The following is a 19,747-nucleotide window of genomic DNA, read 5'->3' as shown; positions in this document are numbered from 1 at the left end:
AATCGCGCAAACGATACGGGAAACACTCCTCCTTAGCTCAGTTGGTTAGAGCATCTGACTGTTAATCAGAGGGTCGCTGGTTCAAGTCCAGCAGGGGGAGCGAAGAAAGAGCCTGGCAATTTGCCAGGCTCTTTCTGTGTTAATAGATATAGGGATAACGGGGATCAACTTGATCCAGTTTTAGGATCAAGTTGAAAAGTTGGGGGATATGTAAAAAAATAGTTTTTTTGCACCCAATTAAGATTAATAGCCGTGGATAAGAATTTTAGCCTTCTGATCGAGGCCCTGCTACCAGAAGGGATTTTATATTATTTCGAGATAACTGATGCTTGTCAAAGTGAGACTGAAATAAGTATTTATTTAGAAGAAAAGAATATTGTTCCAGCTGAGCATCAGCATAAAAAACTTCACGCCAAAGACTTTCTTCCTCCCGTTGCTGTTCAGGATTTTCCTATCCGCAGAAAGAAGGTTACTTTATATGTAAAGCGGCGTCGGTGGGAGGTTGTAGCCACCGGAGAAACAGTAACAAGAGATTGGGAAATAGTGAAAAAAGGAACGCGAATGACATTGGAATTCGGTTATTTTTTAAAAGGACTACTTAGATAATCACCCCATCAGCCCCGTTCAACTTGGCCATCTTTACAATGTTGACGGTAAACAACTCGGGCAACAATACAAACATCATTTAAGTGATTTTTCCAGTTGGGAGCAGAAAGAACATGCTACTGAATGGATGCTTTTTGAACAAAACATTGGTGCCGCTTTAAGTATAGACGAGACAGCCTTTTCCAGTGGAGAACTGTATACAATTGTCACTAATAAGCTGGCCAAAGGGCGCAAAGGCTCAATAGTGGCTATGATCAAGGGCACTCAGTCTGAATTTCTGAAAGAAATACTATTTAAAATCCCTAAACGCCTGCGTAGGATGGTACAAGAAGTTACCATTGACATGTCTGGTAGTCTCAATAGCGCTGTTAAAGCCTGTTTTCCTAACGCCCATCGGGTAATAGATCGCTTCCATGTGCAGCACCTGGCTTTTGAAGCGGTACAGGAGATCAGAATAAAACATCGTTGGGAGGCCCTGGAACAGGAGAATCTGGAATATGAGCAGGCAAAACGAAATGCAGTAAGGTGGGAGCCTGCCAGACTTCCCAATGGGGACACAACCAAGCAACTGCTGGCCAGAAGCAGATATTTACTATTTAAACATCCCCGATTATGGACCAGAGAGCAGCAGCAGAGAGCCGAGCTTTTATTTAGTCATTATCCTCTTATTCATAAATCCTATCAGCTATCCCTGCGTCTGGGCGAGGTTTACAGACATTGTAAGTGTAAAGAAGAAGCATTTAAGAAGCTGGCATTGTGGTATAATGACGTGGAGGAAGCGGGGATTTTATCCTTCAAGACCGTTGCCAGGACTATCAGAACTCACTATCTGGGTATCCTCAACTTCTTCAACAACAGAGCCACCAATGCGGCGGCAGAATCATTCAATGCAAAAGTAAAGTCCTTTAGAAATGCACTACGAGGGGTGCGGGATGTAGAATTCTTTCTTTATAGATTGACTAAACTTTATGCCTAAAATTTATGCCCATCCCCCAACTTTTCAACTTGATCCCAATTAGGGTTTTAAAACTTTTGCTCACTCCAAAACTATAAGATGATACCCGATGAGTGGCCTATAAGGTCATTTGGGTTTCAAAATGGGTATCAAAACAAAGAAGCTCTATGCTGAAACCTTCAATGTGGAGTATCTCGCAAAACCAACGAAACCCAAGAGGTGTCTTGCCCCCAAATGTAGAACACAGTGTAAACCGGTAAAATGTAAATAGGTCATCGGAGTTACTAAGGCTAAGGTTAAATCAGGGAATGTTTGTGATGAATATTTTGTGATTATCTTATTTTGCTCCAATAAATCATTCAGCAATTGGGTAGGTAATTGTCTCATTCAGTGAGCGAAAGGAAATGGAAACGAATCCAAATGAAACATAAGCCTGCGCTTAGCGCGGGCTTTATTTATTTAATCTAGTTCATAAATAATATCAGTCTTTACTTATGATCGGTATAAGATCTATCCTCATGATTTTATGATGGGAGAGATATGATTATGAGTATGATAATTGATCCTATGATTACCCTTTAAATCCCGTCTCAGCTTCATACGCCAGCAGCCGTTTGCGTTGAACCAATATCTCAATATATTTGTTTTTCGCATTTTCACTTAAAAAGCTATGTTGAACCAACTTAATGGCCTCAGGGGTTTTGCTGATGATTTTGTTAATTACCTGCCGGGCCAGAGAGACAGGAATGCCAGCCTTTTCAGCAAACACAATAAAAGATACACCGGTATACATTCCAACATCATAATAGGTTGCTTCATCATAATCTTTATCATATAAACCACCGTGAAGCCCCAGGTGATTATCATCAAGATGCAGTTTGGTGCATAACAGATCATAGGCTGGTGAAAGGATATAATCCCCCTGCCTGGTTTCCATTAGCGAAAAGTTTTTAAGATGGGCATCTCCGTTAGCAATAAGGTAGTTAACTATCAACAGCTGGAAAAATTCCATAAGCACTACCGGGGTTGCCACTGTGTATTGTTTGATCAGATTTGCAATATCCAGGTATGAAGCATTATACTTGAAATTCACTCCTTCCCGCTCCGGTGATTTGCCCATCAGGGCAGCGAAATCTTCTAAATGATATTTGCCTGTACCATCGGGTTTATGATCAAAGCGCCTGGTCAGATAGGCAGGAGCTCCATCGTCAAAAAAAATTATACCGCATTCAGCTGTGTTTACACCAAATATTTGTTTGGCAATCTGCATACTTAAATGCTCGTTTGCGGGGAGATCTTCTAATCGTTCTAACCGCTCATTTGGTATAGGTTTCAGGATATGGGTACCTTGTGTGTCCGTTAATTCCAGGACATTTTTTTTCTGACGTAAACTGTATTTTTCCTGCACGCCGCTAATGCTGATATGTTTACGTTTTTCGTTGTACTCCCGTGTGAGCGCTGTATTTCTTCCTGGTGACCCAAATGGCAAAATATGTGAAACCTTTCTGGTGCGGCTTCCAAAGAGATTCACCTCGGCCAACGGGCTATATGTAGTGAATCCCGGCCGCAACGTTGACGGGCAAACATTAATTTCCGGCAGCGGCATGATCTTCTTTTATTGTTAATGGACCTATATGGTCACCACCAGCGGTGGCAAGCAAAAGTCCGAAATAATCATTTTCATCAATTTTCAGCAACCGGACCTGCATAGCTTTATTAGATCCTTCACTTAGCAGGTTAACAAAAGCCGGAAAAAGTATGTCACTTTCATAAGGCGCTTCCTGTAAGGGTAGCGTAAGACTAATCGGGCGACTATCAGTAGTAGTCAGGTATTGCTTCTCATATACAAAACGGTACTTGTCTCCATCTTTAGACAGATACCCGGCTAACTTGTTATTATAAAAAACCTGGACTGTTTTCATTGCTCAGTATTTATCGGCTGCTTTAATAACAGATCAATACGCAATCCGAGAGGATCAGCTAACCTGATCAGCGTTTGTAGTGATGGATTACCTTTGCCCTGCTCTACTAACTGGATCGTGCGTGTGCTGACACCTGATAGGGCTGCCAATTGCGCCTGCAGCAACCCAAGTAATTCCCGGCGTTGTTGAATCTTTTTTCCCAAATCAACGACTACAATGCGCATTATCCTTTGCTTTTACGTAAAAATAAGAAAAAAAATCAAAAAATTACATCAAAAGCGCAGTATCCTTTGCTTTTCAATACTATAATAATTTGGAAATCGAACCTTATTGCCTAATTAAGCTAATTAGTTAGTCCTCCTTCTCTCCCTACCTCCACATACTCCACCCCTTTCCCGATCAACCCCTGTTCGCTCACTCCTTCTACACTTACCTGGAACCTCCCATAAACATCCGAACAGTAAAAACTGACTGTTGCCTCACCATTTTCATCTGTCGTAATATCCGGTATCCAGGCAAGGGTTTTTCTAAAGTCAGGACCGTTGTTTGACTGATCAAACTGCGGAGAAATATAGTAACCACCAGCTACAGCGAGGTTGAATTTTTTTAGTAGTTGTTCCTCTGTAAATGTAGGGTAGTGATATTTTACTTTTTTCATTTCATCAGCGGTGAAGGCAAACGGATGCGATACAATTTCCTGCCTGCGGTTCCCGATATACGCGCTGTATTTCTTTCCTTCCACGGGTTTGGTCCCTCCCCCACAGGCGGGGCAGTTTAAAAGTCCGCATGCGCCTACATAATCTGCGGGGCCTTCAAGTTTAGCAATGCTATCGAGTTTACCAAGGTATTTGGGCCAGGCGGTTTTGGCGCCTTTGGCGGAGATTTCCACGCCGGCTAATGTTTTACTGAACCGGTTGAAAATAATAGCAGTGTCCGCGGTTTTTATTCTTTTAAAAGCAGGGGGATAATAAGGTGTTTTGTTTTTCTCTGCAACGGCAATGGCGGCAAACGGATCGGTAACGGTCATTGTGAAAGGTTGTTTGCTCTGTCCCGGGTATTTGATATAAAGCCGGTTCCCGGAGGCCAGGATAGCGGGATCCAGGAAGAAACGCCCGGCACTGTCCGTGCTTAACAAGGTATTGTTTTTTTCTTCTGCGTTGAATACAAAAAGCAGGTTGGGAGATGAGTGGGACTTATTCCTCCTGCCCTGGAAACTTAAATTACCGGCAATACTATCGGTGATCACGGGCCTTGTATCAGGATTGGCTTGCCGCTGATCGCTCCACAGGTAACTGTTCTGTTGCCGGGTAAGCAGTAACAGGTCCAGCGCGGCTAACCGGTCTTTATTTTTTTCATCAAAATAGTATCCGGGATCATCGATCCTGGTTTTCAGCTGGCTGGTAAGCAGGTAATGATCATCAATGTGCTTACCATCGTTGTTATCATAGGCATTGTAAAATACTTTCAGGCTAAGCCTTGCGGGAACAGGATTACCTTTTTCGTTTGTTGTTTTAATCACCAGGGAAACTTTTTTCCGGGTGAAGTAATGTTGTTCTGGAAGTTGAAGATGGATGTTTAATTTTTTATCAGGGTGTACAAACACCAGCCGTTTTGCCAATGGTTTCAGTTGCTGGTCAAATAGCGCAATGGCTGCAATGCCGCCGGGGCTTTCGCCCACGGGGATCCGCACCAGCAGGCTGTCTTTGAGCAATGCGGTGGCAGCTGCCTGCATTAGTCCGCGTATCTGGCTGCCGATATAGATCCTCTGCATGGCCATGCCAGGGCTGGCGGTGATTTTAATAGAGATGCTGTCGGGCCCTGCCGGTTGTACATGCATCACAACGCCGGTATCTGCAGCTTTGGGAAGGGGAATCAACTTATCGCCTGCCTGTATGGTGTATGTGGCACCCTGTTGAGGAATAAGATCAAAACTTCCCATTCCCAGGTAGGTGGTTTCAATGTGTTGTAACGGTTTTCCATCTTTAAGCAGTGTGCCGGTAATTTGTACCGGTGCACCGTTGCTGGTTGTTGCGTTAAATGCAATGTGATTTTTTAACCCGGAGATGAATGTACCCCCTTCCGGAAATGTTTGCAGTTGTACAGGGTCGTTTGTTTCCGGCTGTAGGGAAATATTGCCGGACGCACGGGGCAGAGAATAGGAATCTTTAATGATGTGCACTTTGCGTAAGGCATAAAATGGCGCAGGCCCTGCTGTGAAGGAATGCGCGGAATAGGCTTTCAGCCAGTAATCGCCAGCTGTAAGGCTGCCATCCAGGTATATATGACCGCTGGAAGCGCCATTGCTAACCGGGTAAAGCTGCTGCCATATTGTGCTGTCGCTGCCGGCTTTTGTTAGCTTCACATACAATGTCTGATCGGGCGTATACCATACGAAATGCTGCGTATTCAGCAGGCGTGCATTGAACCAGAGGTCTTCGCCCGGCTCATACACTCCACGGTCTGTTTGTAAATAAATATTCCCGGCGGGAATAGCTGCAGCCGCTTCTGTTAATGCGGTGGCTAACTGTTCTGCCTGTGGAAACTGCTGGCCGTTGGAAGTAAGCGGATGAATTGCCAGTAGTATAAGAGCCATAAGTACTGTCTGCCGAAATATTTCCATCTGCTTAAAATATAAAAAATACTCCGTAAAGCGACAGCTGTTTCCGGCTGAGATAAGTTGGCGCCCGGTTATTCATTAGCAATCACCAGCCATTCCAGCAACGGGCTCTTTTTCTCTTTACTTACAATAATATCTTTGCTGAATGGAAATTTCAGGTTCACTTTAAGTTTCCTGGGAAAGTGTTCTGTTGCGTCCCGGATAGCATTGCGGTTAACAAGGAATTGCCTGTTCACCCGGAAAAAAGTGGTGCTTACCTGTCTTTCAAGTTCTTCCAGGTTTTCGGGAATCGAATATATTTTGCCTGAGTGAGTATACAGATGATTGATTTCATTCTCCAGATAAAACAAGGCAATCTTATCAAAACTGATCGGCAAAAAGCGGTCACGGTATTTAATATGAGTGCCGTTGTCTTTCAGCTGATAGGTGGAAAGTGCTTTCATGGCTGCTTCGTATTGATGTACAATATCGTCGGCCAATAATTTTTTCAGGTTTTCAAATTTGGAGATCGCTTTCTCCAGGGATTCTTTACTAAAGGGTTTAAGTATATATTCTATCCCATTTACTTTAAATGCTTCTATGGCGTAGTCGTTGTAGGCGGTACAGAATATGATGGGAACATTGATATGGCCTTTCAGTTGTTCCGTGTTTTCAACCACCAGCTCCCAATCCATAGCGGCACCAAATCTTATTTGCTGCATTTCCAGGTAGTTTTTGCAAACAGAAAGCTCTTCTTGCAGTGTGGCGGCAAATTGTTTATTATGCGATATAGCTACCCGGAAAAATTCAGCCAGTTGTATCAGGTAATGCTCTCCCATTTCTGGGTTGTTTTTATCAATGTATTCAACGCATTAAACAGGAAATGCGGATGCATCTGTTGACGCAGCAACAGGTTTTCGGCTTCTATATTTTTCATTTACAGGCGGGAGTATTCCAGGTCGGTCTGGATCTATAAAGATATACACCTATGCAAATGCGTAAACCTGCGCGTTTTCACAATGTGGCAGTTAATTAATTTAATGTGATTTTTATATATGTAAAATATACACCATATTAATGCCAGATAGTCATTGCAAAGGCGTTTAATTGGGCATATTTGTTTGTTTCTATTTATTGATATTCCCTTTCCCACAGGGAGGAAGCAGATCAAGTCCACCTCCACTCCACCTCCACTCCATTTTTACTGCGGGCCCTATTTTTCTGCACGGTATGCGTATCACTATTCCTGTATGGATAAGCTATACATCACACAATAAAAATCAATATAATCTGCACGTTTAATAAAATTTTAACTAGCTTTGCCGCCGATGTTCATCTTCCTGAACATTGGTCTATTCCTCCTTAGCTCAGTTGGTTAGAGCATCTGACTGTTAATCAGAGGGTCGCTGGTTCAAGTCCAGCAGGGGGAGCAAAAATAAAAAGGCGCTTAACATAATCGGTTGAGCGCCTTTTTATTTTTATAGTGATTTGCCAGTATATTATCTACGCCGTCACCCAATATCATACATCCCGGGTGCACAGGAAATAATTCAAACACCGCATGATCAACACCGCTCACTTTTACCAGCAGCTCATGAAGGCGTAATCAGGCTAAGCGGTTCCAGTATGTTGTGCCGGACGAAGTGACTGAAAATGATGTCGCCAGATTTTTTGATCGCTCATTTGTTTGCCCGCGACAGATTTGGAAAAGTTGTTTTCAAATATTGAATGATAACAAAGACCGGTGGAGGGCAGCCGTTTTTATTAAAAAAAACTTCACTAACTTCGCCGCCATGAAGGTAAAGGGTCTGCAATAATGCAGGCTCTTTGCATTTAAAACATAACAACGAGGATTTTTATTAATTTCCCCTCTTTAATTCAGACAACATAATGGATAAAGCCAGCAAATTTATAGCGGTAGAAGGTTTAGACGGCGCGGGTAAGTCAACACAAATAGAACTGCTGACACAATACCTGGAGTCGAAAAATGAGAAAACCAGGTTTATACATTTCCCCCGTAGCAATAAGGGAATGTTTGGTGAGCTCATTGCTAAATTCCTGCGCGGAGAATTTGGCGACGTGAAAAATGTGCACCCGCAACTGGTTGCCTTGTTATTTGCTGAAGACCGCAAAGAGTTTGCTGCTACTATCGATGAATGGCTGAATGATGGTTATTTTGTATTGGTAGATAGATACGTGCTTTCAAACATTGCTTTTCAGTGCGCTAAACTCCAGTCAGACGAAGAAAAACAATACCTGCGCAACTGGATCAATGAATTTGAATACAACTATAATAAGATCCCTAAACCCCATTTCTCTATTTACCTGGATGTTCCCTTTTCTTTCACGGAGTCCGCACTTACTAAAAGACGCACAAATGAGGACCGGGAATACCTGCAGGGGAAAGATGATATTCACGAAGCGGATTTCTCCCTGCAGCTGGCTGTAAAAAAGGAGTATGATGCCTTGTTAACCGCAGATCCAACCATTAACAGGATCACCTGCTATAATGATGCACAGCAAATGCGCCCCATACAGGAAATCCATGAAGAAATTATCCAACTGGTGAACAGCCAGGTGAAATTATAATAGCTTATTGCTGTGAAGCTGCAACTGTGGGGAAAAATATTCCCTTTAGGCAGATAGAATTATAGTCGCCTGTTGCTGCAGAGTTTTCTCCGCCGGAAAAAATATTCCCTTTAAGCAAGTGGAATGATAACCTCTTATTGTTGCGGGACCCGCCCTTTCGTACAACCGTTCCCGTACCTGAAAAATATTTTTACCGGTTGTAAGTAATTACCGGTAGTATACCTGTCCTCCTGTAAAAACGCCTGCGCCAAACCTGGTTCCACTGTTATGAGCGCACAGTAGCAATTATGACGGCTTTATATACGACTGGCTGAGCACACCAGGTAAACTGTTTATTCCACAACACCCACAAAATCCACAAACTGGAAAACATGAAAACTCTTCCCTGCGCTAAAGCGCTCCTCCGCAGCACCTGCATAGCAGTGCTTCTTCTGGCATTGATTGCTACCGGCTGTAAGAAACCGGAAATGATCAAATCTTCCGAAAACAACACCCTTTCCGGTACAGCCGGCCTGGTAACAATTAACTCCGTACAACCGGTGAAATCCGAAGCGTTGCTGGCCATGCAATGCTACAACAACGCATTTTATCATCAGTACGGCACTTATGGTCCCTCTTTTAAAGCCTATTACTATTCAGATGTAAACCACACCGGCAGGATGGATTTCTGGCGACAGGCAGAGGCCATCGAAACACTGATTGATGCTTACAACATCAACAACGACACAGACCTTAAAAACAAAATGGTGTACCTGTACAACGGAATGCGGGATAACTATGGCCTGCTCTGGACTTCCAACATCTATAACGATGATGTGATATGGGGCGCACTGATGTGCATCCGCGCTTTCCAGATCACCAACGACGGCGGCATGAAAGACATGGCCAAAAACAACTTCGACATGGTATGGAACCGGGCCTGGGATACCAACCTGGGCGGCGGCCTCTGGTGGACCACCGCCAACAATACCAAGAACGCCTGCGTGAACGCGCCGGCAGCTATTTGTGCCATGTACCTCTACCAGGCTACCGGAGATGCCACCTATAAAACCAAAGCCAAACAAATTGTTGATTGGATGGTGACTAAATTATACGTACCCGGCACCGGCGAAGTAAAAGGCGCTATGAACGCTGCCGGCGTTATTACGGAGGGCCCCCGTACCTACACCCAGGGCACTTTTATTGGCGCCTGCGGCCTGCTGCACAACTCCTATCCTTCAGATAATTACAAGACAATGGGTGCTAAAGCCATGGACTATACGAAAATCAGCATGTGCAACGCGCAGGGGCTGCTGCCGGATGAATATGACACCGACGACTGCCAGGGTTTCAAAGCCATTTTTGCACGTTGGGCCTGCCGCTTTGTGAAAGACCATAGCTACCAAAGCACTTACGCCGCCTGGCTCAACTACAACGCAGCTGAAGCCTGGAATTACCGCAACTCCAACGGGCTTATGTGGGGCCAGTGGTGGCACAGAACTCCCGATAATTACGTGAATTCCTTTGAAACTACCTGCGGTATTGCTATGATGAATGGCGTTTGGCTGTTTTAATGACTGCTTTTGTTTTTGTTCCGGGAGATATTTAATTTGTGTGAAACAAACCTATATCAACCGGTTATGATACACACAAAAAGAATAACACTGCTGCTGCTCGTAATATTTTCAGGCATCATCACACAGGCGCAGTCCCTGGCAGATATCGTGAATAAGAACGTTGCAGCGCTCGGTGGCGCCGATAAGCTGAAAGCATTGAAAAGCCAGTATGCCGAAGGCACTATGGAAATGCAGGGAATGAACTTTCCCTTCAAAAGATGGGTGCTGCAAGACAAAGCCATGCGCCTCGAATTTGAAGCGATGGGCACTACCAATATCCAGGTGCTTACAAGTGCCGGCGGCTGGGTACAAATGCCCGTGATGGGTAAAACCACCCCGGAGGATATGGACAGCGCCTCCATCAGGGCCATGGGCAAACAGCTGGACCTTACCGGTGATTTCTACCGCTACAATGAAAAAGGTAATAAACTGGAATTGCTGGAACCTGAAACTGTAGATGGCGTAAAGCTGGCGAAAGTGAAAGTAACCTACACTAACGGCAACGTCACTACGTGTTTTGTAGACCCGGCCACCGGGAATGTGCTGAGAATGGCCAATTCATTGGAAATCCAAGGTCAGCACATGGACCTGGTTACTAACCTCAGCAATTTTGCAAAAACTGCAGATGGCTATAACTATGGCTCCAGCATCTCGCAGGAACCGGTGGGAGTGAAAATCAGCATTACAAAAATGGAGAATAATGTGCCGGTAGACGAAAGCATGTTCAAAAAGCCATAAAACGAAGAAGTGTATCAAAAGAAATGGATATTTCTTAAATGCCTGGCTAGCCAGGCGCTCACATAAAAGAGGCTGTTCAAAATTGAAGTGCTCCAAAAGTGTCGAACTTTTTGGAGCACTTCAATTTTGAACAGCCTACTTCCTTATTTCGTAAGCAACGATTCCAGTAACCTGATCTTCTTAAGATCCGGCTTTGTAGTAAAGATCCCCTGCCCGCTTACATTCCTCACCCCGCGCACAAAGCAGTAGATAACACCCCCGAACTGTTTCTCATAATTAAAGCCAGGAATGCGGCTTTCCAGGTATTTTTTTACCGCTACAGTATAAATAAAATACTGAAGATGGTAATTGTTTTCATTCATCGCTGCCGCCAGGCTGTTCGCATCATAATCAGCCATACTGTTGCCCAGGTAATTCGATTTCCAGTCGAGGATATAATATTTCCCCTGGTGCTCAAAGAACAGGTCTATTTTCCCGTTCATGATGCCTTCCAGCTCCTGGTTGCTGTATTCAGAGAACCGTTTTACGCTTACACTTACCTGGTCGTCGGACAGATTATTGAGCAGGTTCGACTTAAAGACCGGCACCGGGAAATCAAACTCAAATTCTGCCAACCGTTGCTGCCGCCCTACAGATGCCAGTTGGAAACTAACGCCGTCAACATGTATAGTGGAGTACATTACATGTTGCAACATTTCGTTTAGCCGTTCCAGGTATATTTCCCGCTGCCCGGGCACAAATTTCCGGATGGCTTCTTCCAGCCAGTGCTCCCACTTGCTGCTATCGGAGAAATTAATACTTTCAAAGATGAAGTGCAGCAGGTTACCCGTTTTGGCGCCGCGGCGCAGCGTATTGAATATAAAATTATCATAAGGGTCGGTTTGCTGTAGGGAACGTAACCGTGGTTGGTGTTCCGGTTTGGCAGCCAGCATGGTATAGCTCATTTTCCGCCAGTTTTGCTCCTGCAAATGAAAAGATACCGGCGCCCTGCTCACGGCCAGCTGGCCTTTGTTAAGCTGTTGCAGGTAGTTTTCTGCAGACGCTTCCGGTAGGACGCCCTGTAGCTGTATCAGCGAGGCATCCGGCGGCGCTGCAGCCAGCGCCTTCAGGAAAACAGACAGCGACGAATCCTTGAAAGAATGATGGCAGTTTTTAAACAGGTAACATTTATACACAGCACGGGTAATGGCTACATAAATCAATCGACGGTTTTCCTGCTCCTGTTGCTGCTGGTAGGCTTTTAGCTGTTCTTCTGTAAGCAACGCCTTTTGTGTGCCCAGGTAATCGCCGGTGACAGGATCGCGGAAGCTGACAAAATCAATTTTTTGCTTCTCCACAAAATCCAGGAAAGGAGCCATCACTATTTTATATTCCAGTCCTTTACTTTTATGGATGGTTACTATATTCACGGCGTCTTCATCGCTTTCCACGCGTTGGGCATATTCGTCACCGTCGGTGTTCATACCATCAATGCCGCGTTTGAGCCAGGAGATAAGATCCCGCATGGAAAGGTTTTTACGGCTCTGTACCTGGTGCACCAGTTCGGATAACTGGTACAGGTTGGTAATAATACGTTCCCCGTTTTCAGTATGGCCATCCAGCAGTACCTGGCGTACATTGAAGTCCGCAATGAATTCCATAAGCGCGGTATAGGCTCCATCGCGCTGCCACAGGGTGCGGTATTTGCCAAACAGCTCCAGCATTATCTCATCGTCCAGCTGAAGAATGGTGTTGCTGTTGTAGCCGGTGAATGATCCCAGCAATGCCCGGTTGATAGTTGACCGGTCCGGCGCCTCCATGGCTTCCAATAAGTGCAGCAGTTGCTGCGCCTCGGCAGACCGGAGCACTTTGGCTTCATCTATAGTAACAGCAGGGATGCCAAGTTTAGCCAGTGCATGCTTGATGTCCCTGCCCTCCTGCCCGGTGCGCACCAGTATACCAATGTCCGACGGAATAATGGAGCGGGAGCCTTCTTTGTTTTCAATGCGGTAATCCTTATCCAGCAGCAGCTGTGCAATTTGTGCGGCCACGCTGTTACAGATGGATTCTTTTTTATCGCAGGCCATTACCTCAATGGGTACATCGGGCGTATTGCCTTTATAGAGATAGCCTTTCCTGTTATCCTGCGGACTATGCACCTGGATATAATCTATGCTGTCGCCCTGCCCGGTAAAATCAAAAGTGGGAAAGCCGGGTGTTGGCTCAAAGAACACGTTCATGGCACGGATCATATTTTCCGATGAGCGGAAGTTCTGATTCATGTCGTACACATGCTGTACGCCATTGCGGGCGTTGAAATAGGTGAATATATCTGCTTTGCGCCAGGCGTAAATACTTTGCTTGGGGTCGCCAATATAGAACAGGATGGTGTTCTGGCCAAAGGCCCGGTCAAATATTTCGAACTGTTCCTTATCAGTGTCCTGGAACTCATCCACAAATACCGCTTTGTATTTATTTTGTAAAGAAGCAATCAGCTCTTCATTATTATTTTTCACCAAAGCAGTATGCAGGTTGTTGATAAGATCATCATAACCCAGCATGTTGCTGCGCTCCTTGAAAGCGCGCACCTGTTCACTGATTTCCTTGATGGCAACATAGTAAACCTGCCGGCGGATGAGTTGCTGATGTTCTTCCAGTTGTTGGGTTAACGCCTCTATTTTGTCTATTTCTTCCAGAATTTCAGGAAAAACAGCATTGATGAACTTTGCTTTCTCCCGTTTGGCCTTTATTTTTTTAACCAGTTCTTCCGGCTCAGCTACCAGGTCCGGCCATTCGCTTTTGGTGTACCGGTTGGCAGTGCAGGCGGCTACCCAATGTGCGCTGTTAGCTGTTATACCGGTATATAGTTTTTCAGTGGCTTCCTGTTCTTTTGCCTTTAGTTGCTGCAGTTCTTCGATCCATTGCGCCTGCAGGGCTTCATTGATCTCATCCGGTATATCATCTGTATAACCAAAAAACTTCTTCCCGCTGAGATGTTCTTTGATCACATTCAACAGTTCGGTTTTCATATCTTCGTTCCAGATCTGTTCCAGAAGGTCGGGATGAAGGGTGGTTATATTCCTGCGCCAGAATTTATTCAGCTCATTTTCAATAACCGGCGTAAGGTCGGGCACCATGGTGGCGCCAAACAGCTGGTTGGTTTCAAAGGCATATTCATTCAGAGTTTGCTGGCAGAAGCCGTGGATGGTGAGCACAGATGTTTCATCCAGCAGTAGGATGGCATCGCGCAGCAGTTGCTGTACAGGGCGGGGATCATCAAAGTCGATAACGCTGAAAACCAGGTCCATGATCTTTTGATCGCTGATCTCCTGCCCCCGGCTTACTTTATAGGCCTGGCGTATAAACAGCCGGATCCTTTCTTCCAGTTCAGCCACGGCAGCACGGGTAAAGGTGACCATCAGGATTTCTTTGACAGATAGCTTCTGCTCCAGTATCAGCCGTAATACCAGTATGGCGATAGAGTACGTTTTGCCGGTACCGGCGCTGGCCTCAATGAGGTTGCTGCCTTCCAGCGGAACAGTACCCGCATCAAACTGTTTATATGTAATGCTATCGATCATTTCTCTTTGTCTGGTGTTTCAAAATAGGCCTGTAACAGGATAGTTAGCGGCTGTATCAGCAATTCATAAATATCGAGGTAGCTGCTCAGCGCTTCTTCTTTCTCAAAAAATCCCTGTTCATATACCTGTACAAGGTAAGGATCCGGCGATTCCTGCCGGTCTATCATCCCCGATATCTTATCCCTGAATTTCTTCAGATCCATATTCAGCCAATCTTTTTCCGTAATCTCAAGATCAGGGTAAAAGGATATTATTTTGCTGAAGCCTTTTTTATACACTTTTACAATTTCCGTTAAGCGCTTTAATGCTTCTTCCTGCGTTAGCGGAGCGGCCTGGAAGGCGTCTTCTTTTTTGGTGCCTGAAATAAAACAGAGGTCCGTTACTACCCCCGCCGCTTTCCCGGCCAGGTAGCGGAGATAAGCTTCTACCAGGTATTTGCTCTCTTTCTTCGACCATGATACCTGTACCAGGGTTTGGTCAAACACCCGTAGGTTCCCCTTCAGCAGGCTGTCATCTGTCATTAACTCAATTGTGATCCGCTTTTCTTCAGCGCCTTTGGTAACTGCTTCATACAAGCTGCGCACCGGCATTACCATTTCTTCCATTTTATGGATGGCAACGGTAGCCATATTACGGAGCGGCAGTTTCCCTTTTTTTACCAGGGTAGTTTGCAGCGTATTCTTTTTATCGCCTGTTGCCGGCAGCAGTTCGTTTTTCACCGACCATTGCTGCAGCTTATTCAGGTTAAAGATTTCCGTTTCGCTGAGCAGCAGCTGGTTGTCGTTATAGCGGATACCGAGTACCTTGTTGTAATAGGCCCGGAAAGGATTTTTAAAAAAACTGATCAGTTCTTCCAGGGTAATTTCTTCGAAGGTTAAGGGAGTAACAGTTTTATTTTCGTTGAGATAATTTTTTGGGCCGGTTTCCTTATTGCCCAGGTAGGAAAAAAGACGCTGATCTGAACCTGCATATTTCCTGCTGAAGCTTTGCAGTGGCTGCAAGGTGATCAGTTCGCTGCGCACGGCTTCCGGTGTATTTGTACCAGCTTCAATATAATCTACCAGTTCATCTACCAGTACCGATGGCGGAAGATCAGTGTTGTCTTTCGCATCTTTCCCGATATAGCTGATGTACAGGTATTCCCTTGCGGAGAGCAGGGTTTCGAGGAACAGGTGCTTATCGTTTTCTTTTACATTACGGTCGCCTTTCTGCCGGTCTTTTTCCATGAGGTTGAAGCTCGACTTATTCTCCCGTCGTGGAAATTTATTGTAATTGAGGCCCATGAGCGCTACTACTTTGAAAGGGATACTGCGCATGGGTATGAGGGAGCTGAAGGTAACGCCCCCATTTACAAATAATCCCGCGCGGGTGCTGCCGGTAAGCGTGTCCAGGAAGCTGTGGCTGAACACTTCGAAAGTTACTTTTTCGCTCATGAATTCATTCAGCGCATTATAAGCAGTGAGTTGCTTTACGAGCGTATTATAGTCTTCATCAATATCGTCTACCGGCTCGTACACCATATTATGCAATACCCTTTCGGTATAGGCTACCCATTCCACAATGCTGCGTGGGCGCCGCCTGTCTGCGATAGAAGACATAAGTACTTCTGCAAAATGACAGAAGCGGATCACATCATGTGCATCGCTGCATTCGGTAATATCCAGCGGGAAAAAGCTGTCTTCCCCCTGGCCGTATTCTTCTTCCCCACTCATACAGATACCAAACATGATACGTTGGATACCGTATTGCCAGCTCACAAAATGGGTTTCCTCTTTTTTGTTGCCGTTAATACCAAAGCGGATATTGGCAGCTTCAATGATGCGGCGGATAAGCACCGGGTCGTTGAGGTTAAAGCGTTTGCGGATATAGGAAAAGTCGAGCAGCTGCATCACCGCTTCCGATGTGAAATTCTCCTCGTTCATGGTGAGGATGGCGTGGAGGGCATTAAAGAGATTGTCGTTATCCGTATAGCTTTCATCCGCAATCGTATACCGGAAGGTATAAGGCGCATTGTTGAACACGGCTTTGATATAGGGGGCATAGGCGTCTATATCGCTTACCATTACCACGATGTCGCGGGGGGATAAAGCTTCTTTCCGTTGCGCTACCAGGTGTACGAGGTAGTTGTAAAGCACTTCTACTTCACGGGCGATGGTATAGCAGGCATTGATGGTGATGGAGCCGTCGCGCACATCATGCAGGGTGATGGGCTGCCTGTCGGCAGTGGTGGCTGCCGCGTTGAAAATATCGTATTGTATTTTATGGAGCAGGTTATCCGGTTCGGGCTCCACGGTATCAATTTCCTCGTAGGCGTTGATAAATGCATCGTATGCGAAGAAGAGGCCAAAGCTGTCTTGGATAACCCGTCCCCAGCCTGTGAGCAGGGCGTTGCCGGCTTTAGCGTCCTGTATATCTTTTAAGCCTTTCTGGCGCCAGCGGGCTATCTGTTTTTCGTTCCGGTCGTCGAACCAGAACACTACGGGCGATGGGTTAATGATATGAAAATATACGTCTATAAAAGACGATAGTTCATGCAGGATCTTCACGTGGTAGGCGGTGATGATAGACAGGCCGAACAGGTGTACCACCGGCATACGGGCTGCCAGTCCTGATTTCTGGCTGTTGCTGTGCAGGGCATCGAGAATAAAATTTCCTACGATGGTTTTATCCGGAAGGGCGCCGCCGGAAAGTTGTTTTACTTTTACCCATAGCCAGTGCTGCCACCCGGCGGTGGCCAGTTCGGGGGTATCGGTGAAGGTCCATGCCTGGATCATTTCCGGGCGATACACCTGATACTGGTCGAACAGGTCGGCTACTTTTTCTGCGAGGGCCATTCGTTTCAGATCGCTTTCTGTTTCGGCTGCAGTGTAGTAAGCAGCAACTTTCGGGTATTTGGCAATGAACTCTTCCTGGCCGAGTAGTTTAAATACCAGCCAGCTGAGGTTTTGGGGTGAGAGCACTTCTGAATGTGGTCCGCCCAGGATTACGTACAACTGGTACAGCAGGTCGTTGGGCTTCATGAAGCGGCAATTCGCTGCAATGCCAAGATGATCTGCCAGCTGAAGTTTCAGCCAGTTGTTCATCCCTTCCGTTTGGGTAATGATATAATGTGGCTGGAACACACTGTTGCCTGCATCGCGGAGGTTTTGCGCCAGCCCGGATGATAAACTGTTCAGTGAGTTCGAAACTTTTAAAAACAATGCCATTGATAGATCCTTTTGCACTCCGCCATTCCCGAAGCAGGTGATTTAATTTGCCGTTGCCTCCGCTTCCCTGAACCTCGAGGCAATGCCCGAAGCCCTTTCCACGAAGCGTTCTGCCGCCATAAGTATTACTTCCGGCGTTCCCTGTACATACACTTTGTTTTTTGCGCGGCTTACCGCGGTGTACAGCAGTTCCCTGGTGAGAATGGGTACATCGGTAGTATCCGGCAACAGTACCAGCACTTCCCCGAATTCAGAGCCCTGGCTTTTATGGATGGTCATGGCGAAGGCGGTTTCCGCCTGGGTTAAGTAGCCGGGCAGCACGGCTTTTAATGCGCCGGTACTGTCTTCGAACCAGGCCATGAGCACCCCGTTTTCATCTGCACGGATGATGCCGGTATCGCCATTGAACAAGCCATGTTCATAATAATTACGGGTAAGGATCACCGGCCGGTTTTCATAGAATTCCGTATTGGCGGTGATCAGTTTTTTATCGAATAAATATTTTTCTATTTTCTTATTTACAGTATGCAATCCTTGCGGGCCTTCCCTTACGGCAGTGAGCACACGTTGCGCATTCAGGAGTTTCAGCGCAGTGGCAATATCTTTTTCTATAATAAAACCGGCGTAGCCGGCAATAAAGCCTTCAAACAACTGTTCCGAAGCTTCAGGGTCAATGATCACCTGTTCATCTGCCGAAGGCGGAAAAAAAGAACTGATCACCGGAACATTATTGCTGATGATAGCCTTGCTGAATTTACCGATGCCCTTATCCCCGGTGAAACGATGACTGTATCTCAATTCCACGAGGTGTTGGAACAAAGGGTGATGGTCGTCGTTCTGTGTTGCGGATGCAGGGATCTGCCGGCTTTCTTCCGAAATAAAATTATTGATCAGTTGCCGGCGGCTATCTGTAAAACGGTTCAGGTGTTCCTGTGCCTGGCAGAGGTCACCAAAAAGACTTCCCGCTTCTACGGAGGCCAGCTGGTCTTTATCGCCCAGCAAAATGAGCCGGGTATCCGGGTGTATGGCATCCAGCAATTTGGCAAACAGGGCCACATCAATCATGGAGCACTCATCCACGATCACCACGTCGTAGTTGAGCGGGTTATCTTTATTATGCCTGAAATAGGGGCTGCCGCTGATGGGCTTGAGCAAACGATGAATAGTAGCCGGTTGCAGCGTGCGGAATTTTTCGGTGATATGCGCATCCACATCGATGGCGGTATTACGCAGGCTTTCCGCCATACGGGCAGCGGCCTTACCGGTAGGCGCCGCCAGGGCTACTTTCAGTGCCGGGTTGGTGGCAAAAAGGATAGCCAGTATTTTAGCCACGGTGGTGGTTTTACCGGTACCCGGGCCACCCGTGATGATGGTGAAATTATTCAGTACGCCGCTAATGGCGGCGGCCAGCTGCCAATCGGTGGGATCGTTATTATTGCCGGCAAACAGTTTACTGATGAGCGGTTGCTGTTGTTGCAGCAGGGCAATTCTTTCAGGCAGCTGTGTTTTCTCTTTTACCAGGAATTGCCTGATGCGCCGGAGGAAATCTGTTTCATACCGGAAATAGCGTTGCAGGTACAATCTATTCTGATAAATCACAAAAGGTTGTTTATCGTTGCCTTGTGTACCTACCAACGGGATATTTTCCAGGGCTTGATTACTTGTTTCTATTTTTTGATAAGATTCAGGGAGATTATTTTTTTCTTCTACTATTTTATCGAGATGAATGCAAATATGTCCTTCACTTCCTTTTTTGGATAACAGGTAAGCATAAGGCTTTAGCGCCGGTATATCAAAATACTCGGCGAATTGTTGATGAACATCATTGAGTGTGGCTATGTTTCGCATTCTTACCTTATCACTTGAAAAGATTAAAGTACAACTTTTTCTGCTTCTGCTGAAACGCTATATATTGCAGGCATTGTAAACCTATATTCTGTTTTATGCTTAGTAAATTGCTAACCCTTTGCACTGTTTTTT

At 45.7% G+C, this 19,747-nt stretch carries 14 protein-coding genes and 2 tRNA genes; 7 read left to right on the top strand and 9 right to left on the bottom strand.

Annotated features, from left to right (window positions below):
• Positions 1-26 precede the first annotated feature (26 nt).
• From FN124_RS08935 to FN124_RS08925, 3 genes are all read left to right on the top strand, one after another.
• Positions 27-100, top strand: a tRNA-Asn gene (locus FN124_RS08935).
• 152 nt (positions 101-252) lie between these two features.
• Positions 253-606, top strand: coding sequence for an ISAon1 family transposase N-terminal region protein (locus FN124_RS08930; RefSeq protein WP_260607324.1), 354 nt, complete (start codon positions 253-255; stop codon positions 604-606).
• A gap of 7 nt (positions 607-613) precedes the next feature.
• Entirely contained in the window at positions 614-1,582 is a 969-nt protein-coding gene (locus tag FN124_RS08925; RefSeq protein ID WP_142684000.1) for an ISAon1 family transposase, read from the top strand.
• 550 nt (positions 1,583-2,132) lie between these two features.
• Here the strand turns inward: FN124_RS08925 and FN124_RS08920 are convergent.
• The 6 genes from FN124_RS08920 to FN124_RS31735 form a co-directional block, all read right to left on the bottom strand.
• On the bottom strand, positions 2,133-3,167 hold the full coding sequence (locus FN124_RS08920; protein WP_142684387.1) for a type II toxin-antitoxin system HipA family toxin: 1,035 nt from the start codon (positions 3,165-3,167) through the stop codon (positions 2,133-2,135).
• Entirely contained in the window at positions 3,148-3,483 is a 336-nt protein-coding gene (locus tag FN124_RS08915; protein WP_142684386.1) for a HipA N-terminal domain-containing protein, read from the bottom strand. The genes FN124_RS08920 and FN124_RS08915 overlap by 20 nt, the downstream gene beginning before the upstream one ends.
• Positions 3,480-3,707 carry a type II toxin-antitoxin system RelB family anti-toxin gene (relB, locus tag FN124_RS08910; RefSeq protein ID WP_221887748.1) on the bottom strand — a complete coding sequence of 76 codons (228 nt, stop codon included), beginning with the start codon at positions 3,705-3,707 and terminating at the stop codon, positions 3,480-3,482. The genes FN124_RS08915 and relB overlap by 4 nt, the downstream gene beginning before the upstream one ends.
• Positions 3,708-3,826: 119 nt before the next feature.
• On the bottom strand, positions 3,827-6,076 hold the full coding sequence (locus FN124_RS08905) for a hypothetical protein (protein ID WP_142684385.1): 2,250 nt from the start codon (positions 6,074-6,076) through the stop codon (positions 3,827-3,829).
• Positions 6,077-6,171: 95 nt separating this feature from the next.
• Entirely contained in the window at positions 6,172-6,939 is a 768-nt protein-coding gene (locus tag FN124_RS31740) for a LytTR family transcriptional regulator DNA-binding domain-containing protein (RefSeq protein ID WP_376765846.1), read from the bottom strand.
• Positions 6,900-7,016, bottom strand: a complete 117-nt coding sequence (locus FN124_RS31735; RefSeq protein WP_142684383.1) for a histidine kinase — start codon at positions 7,014-7,016, stop codon at positions 6,900-6,902. Before FN124_RS31735 ends, FN124_RS31740 begins: the two co-directional genes overlap by 40 nt.
• 419 nt (positions 7,017-7,435) lie before the next feature.
• Between FN124_RS31735 and FN124_RS08890 the strand changes: the two genes are divergently transcribed.
• From FN124_RS08890 to FN124_RS08875, 4 genes are all read left to right on the top strand, one after another.
• Positions 7,436-7,509, top strand: a tRNA-Asn gene (locus FN124_RS08890).
• Positions 7,510-7,969: 460 nt separating this feature from the next.
• Complete coding sequence (gene tmk, locus FN124_RS08885; RefSeq protein ID WP_142684382.1) at positions 7,970-8,668, top strand: dTMP kinase; 699 nt, start codon at positions 7,970-7,972, stop codon at positions 8,666-8,668.
• A 371-nt stretch (positions 8,669-9,039) separates the two neighbouring features.
• Positions 9,040-10,221 carry a glycoside hydrolase family 76 protein gene (locus FN124_RS08880; RefSeq protein WP_142684381.1) on the top strand — a complete coding sequence of 394 codons (1,182 nt, stop codon included), beginning with the start codon at positions 9,040-9,042 and terminating at the stop codon, positions 10,219-10,221.
• A 66-nt stretch (positions 10,222-10,287) separates the two neighbouring features.
• Entirely contained in the window at positions 10,288-11,001 is a 714-nt protein-coding gene (locus tag FN124_RS08875) for a hypothetical protein (RefSeq protein ID WP_142684380.1), read from the top strand.
• A gap of 143 nt (positions 11,002-11,144) precedes the next feature.
• On the opposite strand, the gene recB is transcribed toward FN124_RS08875, so the two are convergent.
• The 3 genes from recB to recD are packed head-to-tail and all read right to left on the bottom strand — an operon-like array spanning position 11,145 to position 19,615.
• Positions 11,145-14,561, bottom strand: coding sequence for an exodeoxyribonuclease V subunit beta (gene recB, locus FN124_RS08870; RefSeq protein WP_142684379.1), 3,417 nt, complete (start codon positions 14,559-14,561; stop codon positions 11,145-11,147).
• Complete coding sequence (recC, locus tag FN124_RS08865; RefSeq protein ID WP_142684378.1) at positions 14,558-17,767, bottom strand: exodeoxyribonuclease V subunit gamma; 3,210 nt, start codon at positions 17,765-17,767, stop codon at positions 14,558-14,560. The genes recB and recC overlap by 4 nt, the downstream gene beginning before the upstream one ends.
• Positions 17,768-17,809: 42 nt before the next feature.
• A complete protein-coding gene (recD, locus tag FN124_RS08860) occupies positions 17,810-19,615 on the bottom strand; it encodes an exodeoxyribonuclease V subunit alpha (RefSeq protein ID WP_260607372.1) in 1,806 nt (601 codons plus the stop codon).
• Positions 19,616-19,747: the final 132 nt, after the last annotated feature.

Origin of the sequence: Chitinophaga polysaccharea (assembly GCF_902150045.1) — a bacterium.
GTDB lineage: Bacteria > Bacteroidota > Bacteroidia > Chitinophagales > Chitinophagaceae > Chitinophaga > Chitinophaga polysaccharea_A.
Note: the sequence above shows the minus strand (reverse complement) of the source record. Positions and strands in the feature narration are given on the sequence as shown.

Excerpts from the sequence above, each read along its gene's own strand:
- FN124_RS08920 (WP_142684387.1), bottom strand. The coding sequence starts at position 3,167 with ATGCCGCTGCCGGAAATTAATGTTTGCCCGTCAACGTTGCGGCCGGGA.
- FN124_RS08915 (WP_142684386.1), bottom strand. The coding sequence starts at position 3,483 with ATGAAAACAGTCCAGGTTTTTTATAATAACAAGTTAGCCGGGTATCTG.
- relB (WP_221887748.1), bottom strand. The coding sequence starts at position 3,707 with ATGCGCATTGTAGTCGTTGATTTGGGAAAAAAGATTCAACAACGCCGG.
- FN124_RS08905 (WP_142684385.1), bottom strand. The coding sequence starts at position 6,076 with ATGGCTCTTATACTACTGGCAATTCATCCGCTTACTTCCAACGGCCAG.
- FN124_RS31735 (WP_142684383.1), bottom strand. The coding sequence starts at position 7,016 with ATGAAAAATATAGAAGCCGAAAACCTGTTGCTGCGTCAACAGATGCAT.
- tmk (WP_142684382.1), top strand. The coding sequence starts at position 7,970 with ATGGATAAAGCCAGCAAATTTATAGCGGTAGAAGGTTTAGACGGCGCG.
- FN124_RS08880 (WP_142684381.1), top strand. The coding sequence starts at position 9,040 with ATGAAAACTCTTCCCTGCGCTAAAGCGCTCCTCCGCAGCACCTGCATA.
- FN124_RS08875 (WP_142684380.1), top strand. The coding sequence starts at position 10,288 with ATGATACACACAAAAAGAATAACACTGCTGCTGCTCGTAATATTTTCA.
- recB (WP_142684379.1), bottom strand. The coding sequence starts at position 14,561 with ATGATCGATAGCATTACATATAAACAGTTTGATGCGGGTACTGTTCCG.
- recC (WP_142684378.1), bottom strand. The coding sequence starts at position 17,767 with ATGGCATTGTTTTTAAAAGTTTCGAACTCACTGAACAGTTTATCATCC.
- recD (WP_260607372.1), bottom strand. The coding sequence starts at position 19,615 with ATGCGAAACATAGCCACACTCAATGATGTTCATCAACAATTCGCCGAG.